Annotated in this window: 22 protein-coding genes; 10 read left to right on the forward strand and 12 right to left on the reverse strand. The window is 47.2% G+C overall.

Annotated elements, in window-relative coordinates:
* Positions 1-322: 322 nt before the first annotated feature.
* From H6F72_RS15755 to H6F72_RS15765, 3 genes are all read left to right on the forward strand, one after another.
* Positions 323-1,279: a hypothetical protein gene (locus tag H6F72_RS15755; protein ID WP_190437430.1), complete on the forward strand. Its 957-nt coding sequence runs from the start codon at positions 323-325 to the stop codon at positions 1,277-1,279.
* Between the two features lie 280 nt (positions 1,280-1,559).
* Positions 1,560-2,516, forward strand: a complete 957-nt coding sequence (locus H6F72_RS15760) for a LysR family transcriptional regulator (protein ID WP_190437779.1) — start codon at positions 1,560-1,562, stop codon at positions 2,514-2,516.
* Positions 2,517-2,595: 79 nt separating this feature from the next.
* Positions 2,596-3,684 (forward strand): anthranilate phosphoribosyltransferase family protein, encoded by a 1,089-nt coding sequence (locus H6F72_RS15765; RefSeq protein WP_190437431.1) that lies wholly within the window; start codon positions 2,596-2,598, stop codon positions 3,682-3,684.
* On the opposite strand, the gene H6F72_RS15770 is transcribed toward H6F72_RS15765, so the two are convergent.
* The 7 genes from H6F72_RS15770 to H6F72_RS15800 form a co-directional block, all read right to left on the reverse strand.
* Positions 3,652-4,560: an MBL fold metallo-hydrolase gene (locus tag H6F72_RS15770; RefSeq protein ID WP_190437433.1), complete on the reverse strand. Its 909-nt coding sequence runs from the start codon at positions 4,558-4,560 to the stop codon at positions 3,652-3,654. The two genes, H6F72_RS15765 and H6F72_RS15770, sit on opposite strands and share 33 nt — an antisense overlap.
* Positions 4,547-4,954: an aspartate 1-decarboxylase gene (gene panD / locus H6F72_RS15775; RefSeq protein ID WP_190437438.1), complete on the reverse strand. Its 408-nt coding sequence runs from the start codon at positions 4,952-4,954 to the stop codon at positions 4,547-4,549. The genes H6F72_RS15770 and panD overlap by 14 nt, the downstream gene beginning before the upstream one ends.
* Positions 4,955-5,311: 357 nt before the next feature.
* Positions 5,312-5,830 (reverse strand): inorganic diphosphatase, encoded by a 519-nt coding sequence (locus H6F72_RS15780; protein ID WP_190437442.1) that lies wholly within the window; start codon positions 5,828-5,830, stop codon positions 5,312-5,314.
* Between the two features lie 715 nt (positions 5,831-6,545).
* Complete coding sequence (locus tag H6F72_RS15785; RefSeq protein WP_190437445.1) at positions 6,546-6,908, reverse strand: resolvase; 363 nt, start codon at positions 6,906-6,908, stop codon at positions 6,546-6,548.
* A gap of 73 nt (positions 6,909-6,981) precedes the next feature.
* Entirely contained in the window at positions 6,982-8,772 is a 1,791-nt protein-coding gene (locus H6F72_RS15790) for an ABC transporter ATP-binding protein (protein ID WP_190437782.1), read from the reverse strand.
* 147 nt (positions 8,773-8,919) lie between these two features.
* Positions 8,920-9,279, reverse strand: coding sequence for a carbon dioxide-concentrating mechanism protein CcmK (locus H6F72_RS15795; RefSeq protein ID WP_190437446.1), 360 nt, complete (start codon positions 9,277-9,279; stop codon positions 8,920-8,922).
* A gap of 80 nt (positions 9,280-9,359) precedes the next feature.
* Positions 9,360-9,671, reverse strand: coding sequence for a BMC domain-containing protein (locus tag H6F72_RS15800; protein ID WP_190437449.1), 312 nt, complete (start codon positions 9,669-9,671; stop codon positions 9,360-9,362).
* A 485-nt stretch (positions 9,672-10,156) separates the two neighbouring features.
* On the opposite strand from H6F72_RS15800, the gene H6F72_RS15805 reads away from it, so the two are divergent.
* Positions 10,157-10,948, forward strand: coding sequence for a cobyrinic acid a,c-diamide synthase (locus tag H6F72_RS15805; protein ID WP_190437452.1), 792 nt, complete (start codon positions 10,157-10,159; stop codon positions 10,946-10,948).
* 53 nt (positions 10,949-11,001) lie between these two features.
* Here H6F72_RS15805 and H6F72_RS15810 read toward each other — a convergent pair whose 3' ends face one another.
* The 4 genes from H6F72_RS15810 to H6F72_RS15825 all read right to left on the reverse strand — a co-directional run bounded on the left by H6F72_RS15810 (position 11,002) and on the right by H6F72_RS15825 (position 14,700).
* Positions 11,002-12,936, reverse strand: coding sequence for an ABC-F family ATP-binding cassette domain-containing protein (locus tag H6F72_RS15810; protein WP_190437455.1), 1,935 nt, complete (start codon positions 12,934-12,936; stop codon positions 11,002-11,004).
* Between the two features lie 157 nt (positions 12,937-13,093).
* Entirely contained in the window at positions 13,094-13,480 is a 387-nt protein-coding gene (locus H6F72_RS15815; protein WP_190437460.1) for a hypothetical protein, read from the reverse strand.
* A 156-nt stretch (positions 13,481-13,636) separates the two neighbouring features.
* A complete protein-coding gene (locus H6F72_RS15820) occupies positions 13,637-14,338 on the reverse strand; it encodes a Nif3-like dinuclear metal center hexameric protein (RefSeq protein WP_190437785.1) in 702 nt (233 codons plus the stop codon).
* 119 nt (positions 14,339-14,457) lie between these two features.
* A complete protein-coding gene (locus H6F72_RS15825) occupies positions 14,458-14,700 on the reverse strand; it encodes a hypothetical protein (protein WP_190437463.1) in 243 nt (80 codons plus the stop codon).
* A gap of 263 nt (positions 14,701-14,963) precedes the next feature.
* On the opposite strand from H6F72_RS15825, the gene H6F72_RS15830 reads away from it, so the two are divergent.
* Together H6F72_RS15830 and H6F72_RS15835 are read left to right on the forward strand one after the other, a co-directional pair.
* Positions 14,964-15,215: a hypothetical protein gene (locus H6F72_RS15830; protein WP_190437465.1), complete on the forward strand. Its 252-nt coding sequence runs from the start codon at positions 14,964-14,966 to the stop codon at positions 15,213-15,215.
* Between the two features lie 141 nt (positions 15,216-15,356).
* A complete protein-coding gene (locus tag H6F72_RS15835) occupies positions 15,357-16,259 on the forward strand; it encodes an alpha/beta fold hydrolase (RefSeq protein WP_190437467.1) in 903 nt (300 codons plus the stop codon).
* A 66-nt stretch (positions 16,260-16,325) separates the two neighbouring features.
* Here the strand turns inward: H6F72_RS15835 and H6F72_RS15840 are convergent, their stop codons facing one another.
* Positions 16,326-16,529: a DUF2949 domain-containing protein gene (locus tag H6F72_RS15840; RefSeq protein ID WP_190437468.1), complete on the reverse strand. Its 204-nt coding sequence runs from the start codon at positions 16,527-16,529 to the stop codon at positions 16,326-16,328.
* A 568-nt stretch (positions 16,530-17,097) separates the two neighbouring features.
* On the opposite strand from H6F72_RS15840, the gene H6F72_RS15845 reads away from it, so the two are divergent.
* The 4 genes from H6F72_RS15845 (at position 17,098) to arsS (ending at position 21,798) form a co-directional block, all read left to right on the forward strand.
* Entirely contained in the window at positions 17,098-18,417 is a 1,320-nt protein-coding gene (locus tag H6F72_RS15845; RefSeq protein WP_348252311.1) for a TIGR04283 family arsenosugar biosynthesis glycosyltransferase, read from the forward strand.
* Between the two features lie 189 nt (positions 18,418-18,606).
* Positions 18,607-19,572: an arsenosugar biosynthesis arsenite methyltransferase ArsM gene (gene arsM, locus H6F72_RS15850; protein ID WP_190437469.1), complete on the forward strand. Its 966-nt coding sequence runs from the start codon at positions 18,607-18,609 to the stop codon at positions 19,570-19,572.
* Between the two features lie 23 nt (positions 19,573-19,595).
* Complete coding sequence (locus H6F72_RS15855) at positions 19,596-20,711, forward strand: inorganic phosphate transporter (protein WP_190437470.1); 1,116 nt, start codon at positions 19,596-19,598, stop codon at positions 20,709-20,711.
* 85 nt (positions 20,712-20,796) lie between these two features.
* The gene (gene arsS, locus H6F72_RS15860; protein ID WP_190437471.1) at positions 20,797-21,798 is read left to right on the forward strand and encodes an arsenosugar biosynthesis radical SAM (seleno)protein ArsS; all 1,002 of its coding nucleotides are present in this window, start codon (positions 20,797-20,799) and stop codon (positions 21,796-21,798) included.
* Positions 21,799-21,816 lie beyond the last annotated feature (18 nt).

A 21,816-nucleotide genomic window follows, 5' to 3' on the forward strand; every position in this document is an offset into this window, starting at 1 on the left:
AAGCTGAGTCTGCTTAAATTAAAAAGTGTCCACTTACTTGGATAGAAAGTAGTAGAAAAATAGTCTCAACTTGAGGTAGAGGGTACCTCAAGTTGAGAGGTGTTAGCTTAAGAATTAAGCGCACAACTTAATTTCTAGATGAATAATTTTCGCAGGTTTGCTGCCATTAAAAATAACAATTAGTATCTTATCTTACGGTTTTAATTGTTGTTCAAATTGTATCATTCAACCTCTGACTTTATTTCATCTAGCTGATAAAGCTTTACAAGCAAGTTTGCGTGCTCTGCGACATCAAAACTCTCTCTTGCTTGAAGTTATTGCTATGTCTGAATCTCTCTCTCTTAAAGACCCAATCAGTATCCTGACAAACAGTAAAACGACAGAATTCTCATTGGTTTTAGCCAACGTCAGGCATGGTATTTGGCTTTTTGGTATCCCTGCTTGGTTATTTGCAATTATTGATAGAAGCTTTTCTGCCTTAGCGGATAGCTGCTTTTCAGCGGTTGAAATTCTCCATTTGAGCATGGCCTCTTTGTTTTTTGTCAGCTGGTTATGTCTCAAGCCAGAAGAGTCCTCACAGAGGGATACTGTCGGGGCTGTCTGGGAACCTGCACCCGGTTCTGAGTTATCTGAGCATGAACTTTTTCTTCAAATGGCTCAAGCGAGAATGACAGAGCTAGAAGATCGGCATATGATTCGGCAGGAATATGACCTACCGTTTCCTCAACTGTGTCAGATTTACCACTTGCTAAACCTGAAGCATTTAGAAAATGTGCACAGTTTTAGCTTAAATAACTTGAGAATCGTTAAGGTTAGTCAAGTAAACGCTACTTCTATCGGTGGCCACATCAAGTTTCAAACCATTTTAGAATCTCCATTTAACGTTTTAAGAGTTTGGCGGCAGCCAATTGTGGAAGTTGATTTGATCTTGCACAGTCCTTACACTGTTGAGTTGAGCATTCCGGTTTATAACGAAAAACGAATTACGGTTTTGTTCAATGCCATTCCGCTGAGCGAGACAGAACATAAATTTCTCATCGACATCTACAGCGATCTGCCTTGGCCGAAACCACTCTTGCAAGCTGTGTTGCATGTTTCTGCTTGTTTGACTTTGTTTGAAGACTTACCTTATTTGCACAAACTGGCTCAGAGAAACCTCGATCGCTTGGTTAACTCTAGCCGCCTTCCCAGTCATGAGACGATGTGGCTATTTGGACGGTTTGTGTCCCTCTATGGCTCAAGCGCTCAACCTCTACCCGCTGCTAGAGCGATCGCCTAAACGCCTAAACGTAGAGCAATTATCCCCAGATTAAACAAAACTACAAATCACAAAACCAATGGCAAGATTAAACGCACAAGTCTTGCCATTGTATTTTTTTGCACAACATATTTCGTAGCATCACCAGACCAAGTTGAAGCGTAGGATTTTGGTTGATTCAAAATTTGGTTTAGAGAGATCTGGCTTTTAGTTGAGCGATCGCCCTCAGTCTGTATCAAGCTCTACCAAACTGATTAGGCAGATCAGCTAAATCTCTACATGTAACTTAGGCTACATGATTATGCGCCTGGAACAGTTGCAAGCTTTTTTGGCCGTTGCTGAGACCACCAGTTTTCAGCAGGCGGCCCGTCGATGTGGAGTCACCCAATCTACCATCAGCCGCCAAATTCAGGCGCTGGAGGGAGATTTGGGCTTGTTACTGTTTCACCGCACAGCCCAAGCTCGTCTGACTTTGGGGGGGGAGCGGCTGTTGCCACGGGCTCGCAAAATTTGCCAGGAGTGGGAATTAGCTGCGACCGAATTAGCTGATTTGATGGCAGGAAAGCAGCCAGAGTTGTGTATCGCCGCGATCCATTCGGTCTGTGCCCATTATCTACCACCTGTCCTTCAGCATTTTTGTCAGGATTACCCAGACATTCAATTGCGTGTGACTGCCTTGGGTAGCGATCGCGCCCTTAAAGTTTTGAAAGACGGCTTAGTTGACTTAGCCATTGTGATGAACAATCGTTTGCTGACGACGGGGCCAGAAGTAGTCGTTGACCCGCTCTATAACGAATCCATCGAAATTTTGATGGGAGCAAACCACCCCTTGACCCAATACGACCGAGTGCCTTGGGCAGAATTGGTGCGGTATCCTCAAGTGGTGTTTAAGGATGGCTATGGTATGCAGCGCCTCGTCCAAGAGCAGTTTCAACGTCAAGGGGCAACCTTAAACGCCGCCTTAGAATTAAACACACTAGATGCATTTCGAGGCATTGTTCGTCAGGGTAAGCTAATTGCCTTACTGCCCAAAGCAGCAATTTTTGATGCTCATATTGACCCCACCTTGGCGATACGACCCACCGATGAACCTTTGTTGTTGCGTCAAGTGGTGTTAGTCACGACCCGCGATCGCCTACAAATTCCTCCGATTCAGCGATTTCGCGAGTTAGTTTATCAATTGATTCGAGATCAAATTTCTGGACTTTCTGAGAGCACTTTGGCCCTAGATGCCACAGGCTCACTGCAAGCTGTATGATCCTTTAGCGGTGTTTCTGCCCAATTTCGAGCCAAACACCTAAAAAACCATCTAAAGACCGTTTATTTGAGCTGCGACCATGAGCGATGCATTTAGAGAACTACTGCGGAAAGTTGGCAGTGGCCCCCATACGGGGAAGAATTTGAATCGCTCAGAAGCAGCCGCAGCCACCCGCATGATGTTGCTGCAAGAGGCGACTCCAGCTCAGATTGGAGCCTTCATGATCGCTCACCGCATCAAGCGACCGACCGGAGAAGAGTTGGCAGGCATGCTTGATGCCTATGCGGAACTAGGCCCCCAGTTGCAGCCTATAGGCTCAGAGCAGGCTGTACTTGTACTTAGCTCCCCTTACGACGGGCGATCGCGCACCGCTCCCATTAGCCCCCTCACCGCGTTGATCGTGGCGGCAGCAGGCTACCCTGTGATTATGCATGGGGGCGATCGCATGCCCACCAAGCAAGGATTGCCACTGGTTGAGGTTTGGCAAGGGTTAGGAATTGATTGGACTCGGTTGACCCTAGAGCAAGTGCAGCAAGTGTTAGCTACTACTCAACTCGGTTTTGTTTACCTGCCCCAACATTTTCCTCAGGCGCATGGGCTGGTGCCTTACCGCGACCAGATTGGCAAACGCCCGCCCTTCGCTACGCTAGAGCTACTTTGGGGGCCTTATGCTGGAAGCGCTAATATTGTGTCTGGTTTTGTCCATCCGCCCACTGAAGTCATGCTCCAAGATGCCTTTCAGTTGCGAGGGTTTCCTGCTTATTTCACGACAGTCAAAGGATTAGAAGGCAGTTGTGACTTACCGCGCGATCGCACAGCGATCATCGGTTTGGGACAGGGTGGAGCTGATTTCTTCTTAGAGCGCTTGCTGCTGGCTCCCCGCGATTACGATTTTGCTGGCATAGATGTGCCTCTGGAAGAAACGACTCAGCTCATAGCTGAGATGCAGGCAGTTTTGCAAGGCGATGGCTCTGAACTAGGGCGATCGGCAATTTGGAATGGGGGATTTTATCTCTGGCGCTGTGGCGCTTGTGCAGACTTAGCCACAGGCTTAACCCAAGCCGAAGCACTACTCACCCAAGGACAAGCAGCAGCCCAACTACAAAAAGTGCAACAGGCAATAGCAGGGCTAGCGTCAGATCTCCAGGATCATGCCTTCACGGGCTAATAATCCGCTGGGAAATACTGCTTTTAGTTGCTTACCCACTTGGTCTAAAAAGTTATCGTCATGAGTGGGGTCATGGTGAAACATCGCAACACGCTTTACACCCGCTGCTTGGGCCACCGCGACTCCAGCCTGCCAAGTAGAATGCCCCCACCCTACCTTAGGAGTTTTAACGTCGTGATACTCTTGGTCGGTGTAGCAAGCATCGTAAATTAATAAATCAGCATCTCGAGCCAAGTGGAGCAGACTTTCATCTAGGTGATCGGGGAAATGCTCCGTATCAGTGGCATAAACCACTGTTCGACCTTGCCAAGTCACTCGATAACCCATTGCGGTATTCGGGTGATTCAACGAACCTGTTTCGATCGTGATGTCATCTAGCGTAAACGCATCGCCAGGGGTTAAGTCATAAAACTTGAGGTCTGACTGCATTACCTGAATTGGCACCGGGAAGTTAGGGTGCAGCATTTGATCGCTCAGACGCTGCTTCATCGTCGCCCCATTCGGCGCGATCGCCCCGTAGATGTGAAAGCAATTACCGGGAACGAAAGCGGGGGTAAAGAAAGGAAACCCTTGAATATGATCCCAGTGAGAGTGAGTAAACAGCATGTAAGCTTCTACTGGCATCTCCTTGAGCAGTTCCCGACCTAAAACCCTTAGGCCAGTGCCACCATCAAAGATTAGCCGCTTACCGCCCACCCGCATTTCAACACAGGACGTGTTGCCGCCATAGCGAACCGTTTCAGCTCCAGGAGCTGGGATGCTGCCACGGACACCCCAGAATTGCACTAGAAACTCCTGAGAGCCAACGCTTGGGGTCTGGGTGTCTGACTCGTAGGCAGACGGTGAGTTCTGAGGGACTGAATTAGACTCTGACATCTTCGATCAAACCAGGCCTTGGTAGCATGTGATTGTATCGGAGCACTTCCGCTAGCCGATTGTGCTCGTCCACCAAAATCACCGTAGGACAGTGAGTTTGGACTTCGACAGCATCAAACTGTGCGTAAGTCATAATAATGACGCGATCGCCTTTCATGCCCAGACGCGCAGCGGCACCATTTAGTTCAACTGCTCCAGAATTAGCTGGGGCTGGAATTGCATAGGTAATGAGTCGCTCGCCGTTAGCCACGTTGACCACTTGCACTTGCTCATAAGGAAAAATTCCCGCTGCATCCAATAAAACCTCATCAATACTGATGCTACCCACATAATTGAGGTTGGCAGCAGTGAGTGTGCAACTGTGAATTTTGGCTAAGAGGAGCGTCCGATGCATAGTAGAGGAAAGTCTTCTAAAGGAAAAAGTTTAAAGCCTCAGGTCACCCAAACACCTTAATTAATTATGAACACTCTCGTTTCGTCTATACTGGCACAAGTTATTAAGGTCGGGAAGACTTTGGGATCAACTAGGTAAATACTAGTAGGCAAATATTAAGAGTTGGCACTTCGCTGGCTTTACTGGCTGAGCCAATATCCTTAGTAATTGTGTTCATAGTTAAAACCTCATTTACCTGCGGCACCCCCCTCCTAGAGGAGAGGGGCGAGGAAGAGATTAGCTCAAGTTAATATCTCAGCCTTAGCTCCATGACTTTTAATAAGTACTAGAGCCTCAGTGAGTGCTAGAGCCAGAATTTTAGCCTTTTTCACTTCCAGCTTTGATGCACTCCTCAACTAGAGGCATCACTTGGTCTACGTCTTTCCAGCCCAAGATTTCGGTAACTTTTTTCTCCAGATTCTTGTAGGTTCTGAAGAACTCCGCAATCTCGTCTAGGCGGTGTTGAGCAATGTCTTTGAGAGATTTCACATGAGCGTAACGTGGGTCTTTGTCAGGAACGCAAAGAATTTTTTCGTCGCGATCGCCCCCATCAATCATTTCTAGCATCCCGATCGGACGAGCAGTAATGACGCACCCTGGAAAAGTAGGCTGATCCATGATCACCATGCCATCGAGAGGGTCGCCATCATCTGCCAAGGTATTGGGCACAAAGCCGTAGTCGTATGGATACTGGACAGAGGCGTAGAGGACGCGATCGAGCGCCATGGCTTGCAGGTCTTTATCGAACTCGTACTTGTTTTTGCTGCCCGCAGGAATTTCGATTAGGACGTTGATCAAACCTGCTTTAGGTTGTGCAGGAATGCGCGATAAGTCCACAGTGTTTCTCCAAGTTAACAAGATGACGGTCTATTGAAATCAGATGTCAGCAGACATCTTGGCATTGACTGAATTAGCCAAACCAAACAAATGCAGGCAGAGCGAAAAGTTTTGCTAGAAAACTTTTCACTTTACTGCAACTCAACTAAGTACCCTAGGCTTGGCTCAGCCATCACAGCGTGGTGTCTAGCCAGTTCGTACTAGTTACTAGCATTTTAGGGGAATACGGTTAACGCCGAACTGACAATCCGGCACTCACAACCATAATGGCTACAGCCAGGACAGAGAACCGTTGCTGAATCAGAGATTTAGGGCATGACTCTCGGCTCGATCTGGTTCAAGCTCACCATGATGTCTGCAACTTAAAACTGTCCCAATTTGGGCTTCTATTACTTACATTAGTTCTCCTAATCCCTTGGCCCCGGTAATGAGTAGGTCTGCTGCGGCTGCAAGGGTTCTGTTCTATTAGGCGAATAATGAGCAATCACGTAAATTGGTAAAGTCAAGGTTAACAAGGCAATTGCAGTGCCAACAACATCTGCCAATCTATGACTAGATCGGCCAGGAGGGTTGGCGGATTGGCCACCTGATTCCATAAAGGGCTTAGTTTTTAACTAACTCTGATAGGTTAACTTGCGTGAGGGCTTGATCGTCAGCCCCTCTAGATATAATTTTAGCTATTCCCACAGAGTGGACTGTCTTGCAGCCTACAGTCTCAAGAATTTACGTTAGAGCTTTGAGATTTCAACAACTGATGGATACTCTTGAGTTCTGCTAAGATTGCCCGCAAGACTTCAAGACTAGCGTTTTGGGCTGACTCTTGCACCTCAATGGTGACCTGCCGAATTCCTAAAACATCTTTGGCAAACCGAGCCACTTCGTTGGGGTGAAACAAGAGGGGATCGTTAGGATTTAAGCGCAATTCTGGATTGAGACGCTTGGGATCGTAAGGAGAGTTCAATTCCTGTGGATCAGTATTGGCATATCGATACACAGAGGCTCGTGATCGATTCAACGCTTTCTGTACTGCTTCCACATCCATCAACTCAGGCTGAGCCATTCCAACTTCGAGTTCCATGCGTCAATTTCTAATGGATGAACTACTGAATTAACTTAAGGTTTGTATTAACTTAAGATTGACAATCTCAATCTTACGCTCTTAAGCCCGTCTGGACGCGCCATAAGCTAGCGTAAATGCCTGAGCGGTCTAACAGTTGGTCGTGTCGCCCTTTTTCAACTAAGCGACCCTGCTCCATGACGTAAATGCAGTCAGCATTCCGCACCGTGGAGAGACGATGGGCGATCGCGATGGTAGTGCGGTTTTGAGTAATTGTTTCTAGGGATTTCTGGATCGCGGCTTCGGTTTCGTTGTCCACCGCAGAGGTGGCTTCGTCCAGAATCAAAATCGGTGGGTCTTTGAGCACAGCACGAGCGATCGCGAGACGTTGCCGCTGCCCCCCAGATAGTTTTTGGCCGCGTTCTCCCACAATCGTGTCGTAACCCTGAGGTAATTGCATGATGAAGTCGTGAGCTTCGGCAACTCTGGTTGCTGCAATAATTTCGTCCCAATTGGCTTCGGGGCTGCCATAGGCAATGTTTTCTCTAACCGTGCCGTGAAAGAGAAATACGTCTTGGCTCACTAAGCCGATCGCGCCTCGTAAGTCCTGGAGTTGCAAATCCTGTAAAGGAATGCCATCTAACGTGATCGTCCCCGATTGAATTTCGTACAGACGCAGCAGCAATTTAACCAGGGTACTTTTACCAGACCCTGTAGAACCGACAATGGCAATCGTTTTTCCGGCGGGGATGTGGAGCGATAGATCCTCAATTACAGGTTGGCGATCGCGATAAGCAAACGTGACGTGTTGCAAATCCACTTCACCGCGCACCGACTTCACGGGCAGAGATAAATGGCCTGAATGAATTTCAATTGGGGTATCGAGCAGATTCATCACGCGGTTGGTCGAAGCCATTGCCCGCTGATACTGGTCTAGAGTTTCACCCAAGCGAGTCAGGGGCCAGAGTAAGCGTTGCGTCAAAAACACCATAACGCTGTAACTCCCCACCGAGAGTCTGCCAGCCACCGCCTCCATCCCACCCAACAAAAGAATGGCAATAAAGCCAAACAAGATGATGATGCGAATTAGCGGCACAAAGGCGGCACTGAGCCGAATGGCCCGGTAGTTGCTGCGACGATAGCCTTCACTTTCCGTTGCAATGCGCGATCGCTCATACTGCTCGGTCGTAAAGCTTTTAATTGTCGTAATACCGCTGAGGTTGTTAGAAAGCTGACCGTTGAGCAAGCCAACTTTCTCACGCACCTCGGCATAGCGGGGGGCCAAACGTTTTTGAAAGGCAATCGATCCCCACAGAATAAACGGCATGGGCAACATGGCGAGCCAAGCCACACTAGGAGCCAGGATAAAAAAGGCTCCTCCAATAATCACAACTGTGGTGGCAACTTGGAGCACTTCGTTAGCGCCAAAATCTAAGAACCGTTCTAGTTGGTTAATATCATCGCTGAGAATCGACATTAAGCCGCCAGTGCTACGTTCCTCAAAAAAAGCTAGCTCTAGGTTCTGGAGGTGACCGTAAGCATCTAAGCGCAGGTCGTGTTGAATGTTTTGCGCCAAGTTGCGCCACAGCCGAGCATAGGCATACTCAAACGCTGATTCCAAACCCCAAATCACAGCGCTGAGAACCGATAAAATTACTAACTGCCCAAAGACATCTCGGACGCCAAATTGAGCCAGCCAAGAATTTTGTTTTTGTACCACCACATCAACCGCCGCCCCGATCAGAGCAGGCGGAGCTAAATCAAAAATTTTGTTCAGGATGGAGCAGGCGATCGCCCAGCGAATCTGTGAGTGATACTGATGCCCATACCGAATCAGGCGCTGTAGCGGGTGCTGTGAGTGGGATTGTCTGGGTTGCTGAGGCATGCGGTGTTGCGATCGCAAAGAAAAAAACAGCGACAAGCCGTAGAGGTCGCTGCAAGTTTCTCAAACCCTGGAACCCAACAGCAAGATAGCTCAGATGGCAGTCGCTGATAAAAACTAAGATAACGAATTGGCAAAGCTAGTAAAAGCTTAACCCCGTGGCGCGATGGGGCGATTAACGGCATCGCGGTATTGTTGCACTTCGTTGGTGTACCCGATGGGTAGCACTGCTTCCACGTTTTCATGAGGGCGAGGAATAATCACCCAAGTCTCTAAGGCACCGCCATAAACAGTTTCTACGGCTTCAATACCAGCTGCCATAGCAGTCTTAACTTCTGATACATCCCCACGAATGTTAACGGTAAAACGAGCACTACCCGCTCGGATGTAGCCCACTAACGTCACGCGGCCTGCTTTGACCATCGCATCGGCGGCAGCCAACACCGCCGGAAAACCTTTCGTCTCAATTGAGCCAACAGCTTGTGCTGAACTACCCGCCTGTGGAGGCATTGCCAATCTCCTGAATTAAAAAGTTAAGTAAGAGAGCTAAAAACCGCTATGGAAATGATTGAGCCAGATCCCTGTCCTGATTAAAACATGCGGAACGGTTCATCTTGCTCGGTGTAATGGATGGGGAGCACCTGTTCTACATTCTCCGGAGGATTGGGAATAATGTAGTGGCTAACAACCTCAGCCCCGAATACCTGTTCTACGGATACAATGCCAGCCTCTACAGACCGCTTTACTTCTGAAACTGGCCCCCGGACAGCCACCAGAAACTCGCCTCTTTCGGCCAGACCGTAATACACCAGAGTGACTGATGCCGCCTTGACCATGGCATCTGCTGCTGCCAGCACCCCTGGAAACCCTAGTGTTTGAATAACGCCAACTGCCGCTGGCATGGCTAAGCTCCTGAGTCACAGAATACGTGCAATCAATTGTACGAGGCTTCGTCACCAATTGGCATAAATGGACAGCTCCTTTTCCCAAACTTTGGCTTTAGAGGCAGTACTTCACCGAGCGATTACTAAGGATGAACTTACTAAGAAGTTTTCCGAAGCTGTTGATATAAGCCTCTAAGTCATAGCTAATCTCGGTCAGGCGATCGTCAACCGAACTTTCACTGACAAAAACTAAAATGCTCGCAAAGACAGGTTGATATTCCAGGTATTTCTCAGGTACACCCTAACCAACCATCTGTTAGATGAATAGATCACTATTAAAGTTTTGATTACTTAATTCCATTAAGAAAATTAATTAGATTCATCAAGATTGGTTACCTACCGTAACGTGCTTTTTTAAAGAACTCGAGAAATCTCGCAACTTTATCTACTAGCCAAACCATATATCTTGTTTCAGAGCTCAAATCATACAAATGCCTCAGCTTATGACTCAGCGAAAGTCTAGAAAAGACTCCATTGCGAGTTCCCCCATAGCAGAGGGTATTCTGGCTAAGCTGCCCTTAGAAGCACAAAAATGGGCGGAGAGCTTACCCTGGGAACAACGCCGTTATGTCTTATCTTTATGCCACTTGATCTGTGCTACGCCTCCAGAAAAGCAAGCTGAGTTTTTGGATGACTACACCGCTGATGGTTTAGTTTCTAGGGTTTTGCAGGATCGAGACAACAAAGAAAGAGTAAAAGGGTATCTAAACGGGTTTCATATCCATACAGAATTGAGCGAATTAGTTTTAAGAAATTATATTAGGCAGTTCTATATTCATTCTGCTCAAGATGCTCATCGCCAACCAGATCTCTATTTAGAATCTGCTCTTAAGTTGGTCACCAATATAGAAGAAAGAAATAACGTCTTCAACTATATCTTGGGCTTTGAACTTCTTAAAATGATGTTTCGTATGAGTTGGTGGGAGCACGAGAAGCTATATCGACTGCAACGCAACCAAGAAGCATTCATCAAAACCTATATCAAGCCGATTCAAAGAGCGCACGAAATTAACGGCATTATTGTCCCTAGAGATATAGATGTTTTCTTTGCCAAGCGCGATCACTTTATTCAAAAGCCCAAGGTTTCTGACAGGAAGCTCATTGAGTTGGTAATGGCTACTTTCACAACCGACGTGGTAACTAACTTTGGCTTCTCGATTATTCGTCACCTAAAATCTTTCTGTTTCGATTACGAATACGTGTTTGAACCTGAGCCTGAAGCGATTTTTCAATAGCTCAGCGATCGCCTTTCATCCACGCCTTTCAGCGGCGATCGCACCTTGTTGGCTTAAGCAACTAGCTCTGCCAGCTCCATCCAGCGCTCAGTCGCCTGATCGATCGCCTGGGTCAGTTCTGCTAAGCGTTCTGAGAGTTGTTGCACCTCACTAAAACCAGAAGGTGGGTTATTATAGAGCGTTTTTTCGATCGCTTCTTTCTCCGCTTCCATCTCAGGAATTTTAGTTTCTAGCAGCTCAAATTCACGCTTTTCTTTATAAGAAATTTTTCGTGATTTATCGCCATTTGCCGATTTAGCAATTGGCTCTGAGGTAGTTGAAGCTGCTTGCTGGTCTGGCTTTGCAGCCGCAACTTGCTTGGCTTCCTCTTCTTCTTCCTTTTTCTTAAAGTCTAAGTAAACTGAGTAGTTACCGGGGTATTGACGTAAATTTCCGCCCGGTTCTAAAGCAAAAATTGTGTCTATGGCGCGATCGAGAAAATAGCGATCATGAGAAACAGCAATCACACAACCATTAAAGTCCTCTAAATATTCTTCCAAAACTGCCAATGTTTGTACATCCAAATCATTGGTCGGTTCATCTAAGATCAATACATTGGGCGCACTCATCAATATCCGCAGGAGAAACAACCGACGTTTTTCTCCCCCAGAAAGTTTGTGGATCGGAGCATACTGTTGATTGCCAGGAAACAGAAAGCGCTCCAGCATCTGGGAGGCGCTAATTTGGCTGCCGTCAGCGACTTTAACGAACTCTCCCACTTCCTTGATGTAGTCGATTACCCGCTGATCTTCGTTGAGAGCGGTCAACAACTCTTCTGAGTGTTGGTCAAAATAGCCAATGTGAATGGTAGAACCGATTTCGACGGTACCTAGGTCTGGCTGCACTCGCCCAGTGATGATGTTCATCAGCGTAGACTTTCCTGCCCCATTGCCGCCAATGATGCCCACGCGGTCTTCGGGGTTGAAGTTGTAGGTAAAGTCCTTGATTAAGGTGCGGTCATCATAGGCTTTAGAGATATTAACTAAGTCAATCACTTTTTTACCAATGCGACGGCCTGGGGTGGATATTTCCACTTTGCCTGGGCCTTGCTTGAATTCCTGCGATCGCATATCTTGAATGCGCTGAATCCGAGCTTTTTGCTTGGTACTGCGAGCTTTGGGGCCACGCTTCAACCACTCTAGTTCTCGCCGCAAAACTCCTTGGTGCTTCCGCTGACTGCTAACGGCAGATTCCTCAGCCAGGGCTTTTTTCTCTAGGTAGTAGGAATAATTACCGGAGTAACTATAAAGATCCCCTCGATCAATCTCAATAATGCGATTAGTCACGCGATCGAGAAAGTAGCGATCGTGAGTAATCAAGAGTAACGCACCCCGAAAGCGATTGAGATAGCTTTGCAACCATTCCACAGAGAGCGCATCTAAGTGGTTGGTAGGTTCATCCATCAGCAACACGTCGGGACCAGCCATCAAAGCAGCCGCTAAGGCAATTCGCTTCCGGTATCCGCCCGAAAGAGAGCCAATTCGAGCTTCAAAGTCTTCAATTCCCAGTTTGGTCAAAATAATTTTGGCTTGGGTTTCTAGTTCCCAAGCGCCTACAGTATCCATGCGCTGCGAAACAACGGATAACTGAGCCATCAACTGATTCGCATCACCGTGACCATGCGCTAATTTGTCCGAAAGCTCCTCATACTCTCGTACCAGCGCCATTCCTTCTCCGCTGTCAGCAAAAACTTGCTCTAGAACGGTGTACTCTTCATTCAGGTCAGGCTGCTGGGGTAAGTAAACAATTTTGATACTAGAATTGACCAGAATTTGTCCAGCATCAATCGGTTCTAGCCCCGCAATCATCTTTAGGAGAGTAGATTTGCCAGAGCCATTAGTGCCAATCAGACCAACTTTATCGTCAGCATTAAGGCTGAAGCTGGCATCTTTGAGGATTTCCTTAATGCCAAAGTCTTTCTGAACCGACTGTAGTGTGAAGATACTCATGGAGCTGCTGGACCAAGCAAAATTGAAGACTAGGTGGAGCAATTAAATCTTACCGACAGAATTCTTGGCAAGAATTAAATTGCCCCAGCTTCAATAGTAAACGTTGCAACCTAGAGAATTTGTTTTTTCATGAGCTCCCCAGCTAATGCAACTCCCATCAAGTTTCTGACTTGTGCGCGTAGTAGCTGGAAATATGCTCATAGACATGCTCTGGAAACTCTAGCTCCTTATACACATTGCAAGCGTCGGGATCATTGGCATCTGGGCAAATGGGGAAGTCTTGCTGCTGTTGCCATTCCAAAATGCGCTCGCGTTTGGGTGGATTGTAGTCTTTGCCCTGCACTTGCTGAAACAACACTTTGGCATCGGTTTCGCTGCAATCAGGCGCTTTTTGCAAATAACTGATCAGTTCGTCTTCTTCCATAAAGTGACGCGCGATCATGGCGAATGTCAACTTGCCATAGTGACCAATATCCTGGCCTGCATCTAAAGCATCTAAGAGATGCACCATCATCTTGCTTTTACGGAGTTCTTCAACTGGCATAAATTCAAATTCCCTGGGAGATCAATTTTGGTTGAGAACGCTACTTGGTGCCTCGGCTAAGGCTCACCTAGCGACCTGGCCACTTCTTTTATAAAGGGTTTAAGAAGAACAGCCGTCTTCCAGAAGAAGGTGATCTTGATAGTACAAAAATACTACTTAAGATGGGGGTAAAATGACCTGCAACTCTAGCCAGCGCTCGCGTAGAACTCCAGCTAACGCTTGCAATCCCCACTCCTCACTACGACGATGCCCTACCACAATGACATTGATCCCCGTTTCTAAAACAGCAGAGCGGGCTGGCTGGCGAAACTGCCCTGTAATGTAAATCTCTGCGCCACGTGTTTTGGCATCTCGCACTAAATCCTCTGTCATAGCTCCCACAACCGCGACTTTTGTGACTGTCTGGGGTAAACCTCTTTCTACTGCTTCGCAGCCGCCAAATGCTTGTTGTACGCGATCGCAAAAACTTTCAAGACACTGAGATGAAGTACTACCCAACATGCCGATCGGTCGTCCAGCTTTTTGGCCCAAGACTTCTAGATCAAAGAGGCCCAAAGTGTTGGCGAGCAAAGGATTAAAGCCAATAGTCATCTGCTCATCGAAGGCTAAGTGGTAGGCTACTACTCCTACATGCGCCGGAAGTTGATCTCCTTCAAGCTTCCAAGGCCGATGCAAAAATAACGCATCTATCTCTGTTTCAGTTACCCATTCTGCCAAATCGGACCAAGGCTCTAAAGCTAAGCCTAAGCGCTGAATTGGAAGATTTGAAGGTCGATAAATACCACCAGGATCAAGCTCAAATTGATGAACTCGCAAGAATTGATTTAGAAATTCAGCTAATTGCGCGAGATAAATCATAGACAAAGATATATAGAGCGATCGCAGTTTTACCCCAAGCAGTGCCTAATTTCTACCAAATCACGGCTGCGGCGATAAAGTTGCAGTACACAGATCCACTGGCTGTCATAATTGGCTAGCTAGTGTAAAGAGTCGCTATAGTTCAGTATTTTGAAGTTCTCCAAAACTGCTAAATGCGATACCATGTACCCGGCGGCAGAAATAAAGTTGAAGGAGATCTCTTTTGGTGTCCGTCTTGCTAACCGCTTCAAGGTGGACAATTGCTCAAAATTAGCCAGCACAGCAGTTTGAGGCTTAAATAAAGAGCGATCGCGCTGCAAATCCTCCGGAAAACACATTAATGCAGGTGTGGATTTAATCAAGGCCTTACTCAGGTATCTCTAAAGATGAGGGCGTAAAACTACCGAATTCTACACAAAGAGACTAGAGACTCGCTACTTACCAGAGTAGAAATACAGTAGAGGTTCAAGCCAGATCGTTTTAATCTCAAGACAGTTAAGGAATCGCGCAGCAATCGCTTCTAGAGCCAAGAAAAAGAATCGCAACACTCTATAACCAGGCTGCCCCCGCTATCCAAGTATCTCAGCCGCAACAACTGGATTTACCTAATCCGCAGGAGAAACCAATGAGAGATTTTGTTTTGGACGCTCCCAACCAAGAACGCTACACCTACTTCATTGCGTTATATGGCCGGGACTACCAACAACGGACAGGTTTGCTGCATATCAAGCATGATTTTGGTGATTCGATTCGTGACCTGCATACTCTAATCAGAGACAGACTGAACGAAGTTTTAGGTGAAGAAACTCCTTCTTGCTATCACATCTTGGCGTTAGCTGCCCCAGAACCAATTCCCTGCCCAGCTCCCACTAACTAAACGGCCCTTAGTGCACATTTGGATCTGTAGTCGCTACCTGCAAACTTGGCCTTTGAGCTTTTAAGCTCTATACCATTCTTAAACTCTTACTTTGGCTGAGATTTACCAAAATTGACCAGGTTGCGAGGTAAACTGGAGCTTATGCTCACCAGTTTTCTTCCACCCCTAGCTAAAAACCTGACGGAACCCGCTTCGATTGCTCTAGCCCAAAGCATCGAATGCCAAGATATTCTTACACCCCTATGCTCACAGGCGATCGCGACAGCCTATGTTCATCAGGGTAGTGGTGGCACTCCAATTTTGTTACTGCACGGCTTTGACAGCTCTGTTTTTGAGTTTCGTCGGCTTCTGCCCCTTCTAACGGCTCAATCTGAAACCTGGGCTGTAGATTTATTAGGATTTGGCTTTACCAATCGCACGGCAGGCCATCCCTTCAGCCCCACGGCAATCAAGACTCACCTCTATTCCTTCTGGAAAACTCTGATTAATCAGCCTGTGATTCTAGTCGGCGCTTCGATGGGAGGAGCCGCCGCTATAGATTTCACGCTCGCCTACCCCGAATGCGTGCAAAAGCTGGTACTGATTGATAGTGCAGGCTTTAGAAGTGGGCCAGCCTTGAGCAAGTTTTTAGTAACACCCATAGCCCATCTGGCCGCAGGAATTCTTCGCAGTCCCAAAGTTCGCGATCGCATTAGCCGCACCGCCTACTACGACCCCACCTTTGCTTCTCCAGACGCTCAACTCTGTGCAGCCCTACACCTCGAAGTACCTGGTTGGCGTGAGGCACTTGCTGCTTTTACTCAAAGTGGCGGTTATGGTTCTTTCAGCAACAAAATAGCGCACATTCAGCAGCAGACGCTGATTTTGTGGGGAGAGGCTGACAAGATCCTGGGAACTAAAGACGCCACTCAATTCCATCAGGCGATCGCTAACAGTAAGCTTGTTTGGATTCCCGAATGTGGTCATGTGCCGCATTTAGAAAAGCCTCAGCTCACTGCCCAATATATTCTTGAGTTCGGTCAAGTTAAGTCTGGCCAGATCTAATTTGGGCAGGCATAAAGTGCGATCGCGTCGGTACTAATCTAGCGACCTGATCATCTCCAAGAGACTTCAGACAGGCGCACTAGCTAGCCAGTCAAAAACTTGTTCTAGTTGCTCCAGGGAAATGAGGCCGTATTGCCAAAGGATAATGGGCAGCGAACCAGATTCCTGCTCACATCGTCGTAGAGCCAGCGACATGGAAGCAGCGGAAACTGCGAGTTCGTCTTGCAGAAAGTTAATGAGTTGAGCTTTACTGCGTCCGGTTTCAATCATGGAATATTCACCTCCTTTCCTGGCAACAGTTTTGGTTGAGTAATTTTGAATCAAGCTGTATGTAAGCGCTTGCTGTTAGGACAAGTTATCACTTTTGGTGCCAAACAGATCACTTGTCTTTAAACTCTATGTTGAAGCTTTATAGTAATGAGCAATCTTGATGAAATACCGATTGCTGATTGAGCGATCGCAAGTTGATATCTTAAAACAGGTGAAGACAATAGAACAGTAAGCCGACTATTCTCTACTGAAATTTTACAGTTTGAAAAATTATCTTAAAAGTTAATGATGTAGTGCGATTGTTCCTCAGAAAATAATTGTGGCTATTATCCTACAAATGGACAACAAATGGTGCCTCATCCTACTGAATTACCTGACTAGGTGATTGTGGAGAGCATCAAACCGATTGGCACTAGGCATACAGCAGTTCTAAATGATTTATGAAGTTGGCGAGTTGTGAGAGGCACACCGCATTTAAGAATCGCTATATTACATTTCCAGCTAACAGAGAGTTTTGCCTGGAGAAACTTAATCAATTGCGCCAGTGTAGGATAAGTAGCTGTACTGAGTGGCGACAGCAGTGAGAGAACGCCTGATTATTTTTACGCGTTACCCTGAACCTAGCAAAACGAAAACGCGACTGATTCCGGCGTTAGGGCCAGAGAGAGCAGCGATTTTGCAACAGCGCATGACAGAACATACATTGGCGCAAGCCCAACTGCTCCAGGCAAGTTTACTCATTGATTTAGAGGTGCGATTCACAGGTGGTAATGTCGGTCTGATGCGATCCTGGTTAGGACACGATTTGACTTACCGATCGCAAGGTGAAGGAGACTTAGGACAACGGCTGGCCCAGGCTTTCCAATCTGCCTTTCGAGCCGGGATGCAGCGCGTGGTGATTGTGGGAATTGACTGCCCCGATTTAGATGCGATCATTCTCGGCAAAGCACTTCAGGAATTACAGCAGCATGATTTAGTGTTAGGCCCTGCTACCGATGGTGGCTATTACTTGATTGGTTTGCGGCGACTTGTCCCAAAATTATTTCAAGGTATTACCTGGAGCACCGATCGCGTTTGGGAACAAACGATCGCGATCGCCCAACAGCATGATTTATCGGTTGGTTCTTTACCGCCTCTAGATGATATTGATCGCCCTGAAGATTTAGCGATTTGGGAGCGAGTCAGCCAATCATCTATTACTCAGCTTGGTAACGAGAAAATCTCGATTATTATTCCGGTGCTTAACGAAGCTGCTGCGATCGCCCAAACTTTAACGGCGGCTCAGCAAGTGTCGCAGGCAGAAATTATTGTGGTAGATGGTGGCAGCCAGGATGAGACAGTGGCGATCGCGCAATCACTGGGAGCCAAGGTAATCACGACTGCCCCAGGCCGCGCTCAGCAGATGAATGCTGGGGCAAAGGTTGCCACTGGAGAAGTGTTGCTGTTTCTGCATGGAGACACGCTTTTACCTGCTGATTTTGCTACCCAAATTCGGCAAGATTTAATTTCCCCAGGAGTGATTGCTGGAGCGTTTGCCCTCAGTATTAATAGTGCATTACCAGGAATACGGCTGATTGAGCGGTTAGTGAATTGGCGATCGCGCTACGGGCAAATGCCCTACGGCGACCAAGCTATGTTTCTCCGAGCCAAAACCTTTCAGCAAATGGGTGGCTTTGCTGATTTGCCAATTATGGAAGATTTTGAGCTGATGCAACGGTTGAAGCAAAAGGGGGCAATCGCGATCGTTCCTGAGCCAGTTATCACCTCTGGTCGCCGTTGGGCAAGACTCGGCGTGCTCCGAACCACACTGCTCAATCAATTGATCATCTTGGCTTACTTTTTGGGAGTACCGCGCGATCGCTTAGCTCGATGGTATCGCTCCCATTGAATCAAAGCATCAAGCTAATTTAACCGCACGCTAAACGTATTTCTGACGTTACACTGACCAGAAGTAGTCATTCACCACAGCGAATTTGTGGGTTTAGGTAGGGCTGAGAAAGTCCATCTAACCAACAAAATTAACCGGGTGAAATCGTAGCCATGAGCTACTGAGGTCACATCACGAGAGAGGGTTTCTGTGAGTTATCTTGAATCAGTTGCACAGTTTTATAGTGAAGTGGCAGAAACGCCACAGGTGGGGCTTTGCTGCGTGCAAAGTAGCCCCTTGCAACTGCCTGGTCTAAACATTCCTGGCAAGATGCAGGAGATGAACTATGGTTGTGGGACCACCGTACATGCAACAGAACTAGCAGGTAACCCCACTGTTCTTTATGTCGGGGTGGGGGGCGGTTTAGAGGCACTGCAATTTGCCTACTTCTCTCGCCAGCCCGGAGCGGTGATCGCGGTCGATCCGGTTGAGATGATGCGGGAAGCGGCTCGCCAAAATCTACAGATGGCTGCCCAAGAAAATGACTGGTTTGACCCTAGCTTCGTGGAAATTCGGGAAGGAGATGCTTTTCATCTACCCGTTGCCGATGCTTCTGTAGATGTAGTGGCCCAAAACTGTCTGTTTAATATTTTTGAACCTGCCGATCTAGCTAAAGCACTTCAAGAAGTTTATCGAGTCCTGAAACCGGGTGGTCGTCTCTTGATGAGTGATCCGATCGCCACGCGGCCCATTCCAGAGCATCTACAGCAAGATGAGCGTCTACGGGCTATGTGCTTATCTGGAGCCTTAACTTATGAACGCTATGTTCAGCATCTTGTTCAGGCTGGCTTTGGGCAGGTAGAAATTCGGGCGCGTCGTCCTTACCGTCTGCTCGATCGCCAAAGCTATGGCTTAGAGGAACATCTCTTATTAGAAAGTCTCGATTCAGTTTCCTTTAAAGTGTCAATTCCGGATGATGGAGCCTGCATTTTTACAGGGAAAACCGCCATCTATACGGGGTTAGAACCCTTTTTTGACGACCAAGCAGGGCACGTATTACAACGCGGTCTCCCCGCAGCCGTATGCGACAAAACCGCTGCCAAACTTGCAGCCACCATTCCGGATGTGATTGTGACTTCATCCACTTGGCATTATGACGGTGGTGGTTGCTGTTAGGTGGATCGTTAGAGACAAGCCTCATGCTTTTGTTTGTGCTATTTTTAGCTACTTGCTTTCTTGCATATTCCAATGGAGCCAATGACAACTTCAAAGGAGTTGCTACTCTATTTGGCAGCAAAACCACCAGCTACAAAGTCGCGATCGCTTGGGCTACCCTAACGACATTTTTAGGGTCAATCTGTTCAATTTTTTTAGCGGCAACCCTACTCAAAAACTTCTCTGGTAAGGGGCTAGTGCCTGATGCGATCGCCAGTGCCGCTGACTTTCACTTAGCTGTAGCTTTAGGGGCAGGAATCACGGTCATCCTAGCCACCTTCACCGGATTTCCCATTTCTACCACTCATGGTTTAACAGGTGCCTTAGTAGGTGCTGGGTTAGTCGCGATCGGTAGCCAGGTAAATTTTGGTGCCCTAGGAAGCTCGTTTTTGCTGCCTTTATTGGTCAGTCCTGTCCTGGCGATCGTGCTGGGAAGCTTATTGTACGGGCTGTTTCGGACTTTGCGAGTAACCCTTGGCATTAAGAAAGAGTGGTGTTTGTGCGTGGGAGAGACTCAGCAGGTGATTCCGATTCCGCAACCAGATGCCACGAATCTGCTCAAGTGTGTGACGACCACTGACATTGCGGTAGATTCCTTGGACCGTTGTACGCAGCGCTATACAGGTAAGTTTCTAGGGGTAAAAAGTCAACAACTGATTAATGCCCTCCACTTTTTCAGTGCTGGGACGGTTAGCTTTGCTAGGGGCTTGAATGATACACCTAAAATTGTCTCCTTGCTCTTGGTTGGGCAAGCCTTCTCCGTGCAGTGGGGCATGCTGGCAGTTGGCTTAGGAATGGCGATCGGTGGCTTAATCAACGCTAAAAAAGTTGCCATCACAATGAGCCAAAAAATTACCAACATGAATGCGGGACAAGGTTTCTCGGCCAACTTGGTCACAGCCGCCCTAGTGATTGCTGCGAGTCGCTATGGCTTACCTGTATCAACGACGCATGTTTCAGTGGGTTCGATTTTTGGTGGTGGTTTAATTTCTCGCCAAGCGAACTGGCAGGTGTTTTATCAAATTCTGCTGTCTTGGATTTTAACTTTACCGATCGCAGCCTCTATTAGTGCAGGAAGTTATTTGCTGCTCCATCGATAGCTTGACGAATCACTCCCTAATTACGGGTTGTGAGGATGATTACTGTTGCGATCGCTTAGCTCAGGAAACTCCAAAGGAAAAGAGGATGATTCAATCACAATCAAGTCCTAAAACCGTGACTCCTTTCGCGCAAAAGCTGGGTGCGCCCCTCACCAAGCAATCCATTAGCGTTCTCCAAATTAATTTAGGCAGGCGTTGCAATTTAGCTTGTAGTCATTGCCATGTGGAAGCGGGGCCAAAACGTACAGAAGAACTGACAGCAGAAGTTTGTCAACAATTGATTGAAGTGATGTACCGCTTCCCTCAAATTAAAACCGTTGACTTGACGGGTGGGGCTCCAGAGATGAACTATGGCTTTCGGCCTCTAGTCGAAGCGGCAAGAGCGACAGGTAAAGAGGTGATTGTGCGCTCTAACCTGACCATCTGTTTTGAGCCAGGATTTGAAGATTTGCCTGAATATTTTGCTCAACATCAAGTCAGAATAGTGGCTTCCCTACCCTGCTATCAAGCAGACAACGTAGATAAAATGCGGGGCAATGGGGTGTTCGATCGCTCTATTCAAGCTCTGCAAAAGCTCAATCAATTGGGGTATGGCGACAACCCCAACTTAATTCTGGATTTAGTTTATAACCCGCCAATTCCGACCACTGAGAAGTTCTCACTCACACCTAATCAACAGAAACTAGAGCAGGATTATAAAACCTATCTCAAAGAGCAGTTTGGAATTCAATTCAACCAACTATTCACAATCACCAACCTGCCCATTGGTCGAACCAAGTTTCACCTAGAGCATCGTCATCTGCATCAGCCTTATTTGCAGTTTTTAGAAGACAACTTCAACCCTGCTACTTTAGCCAATTTAATGTGTCGCAACGAACTCTCAATTGATTATTTAGGCAATATTTACGACTGCGATTTTAACCAAATGGAAAACCTGCCCGCTAGAACTGGCGCTGGAAAAATGTTGAGCGTCGCAAAGCTACTGGAAGCTGGGACTCTAGATGTAATTGAAGCTGTCCGTACTGCCAATTTCTGTTATGGTTGTACCGCTGGAAGTGGATCTAGCTGTGGCGGAGCCTTAGTGTAACTGATTCAAAAGCCGAGT

It is taken from the genome of Trichocoleus sp. FACHB-46 (genome assembly GCF_014695385.1).
Classification (GTDB): domain Bacteria; phylum Cyanobacteriota; class Cyanobacteriia; order FACHB-46; family FACHB-46; genus Trichocoleus.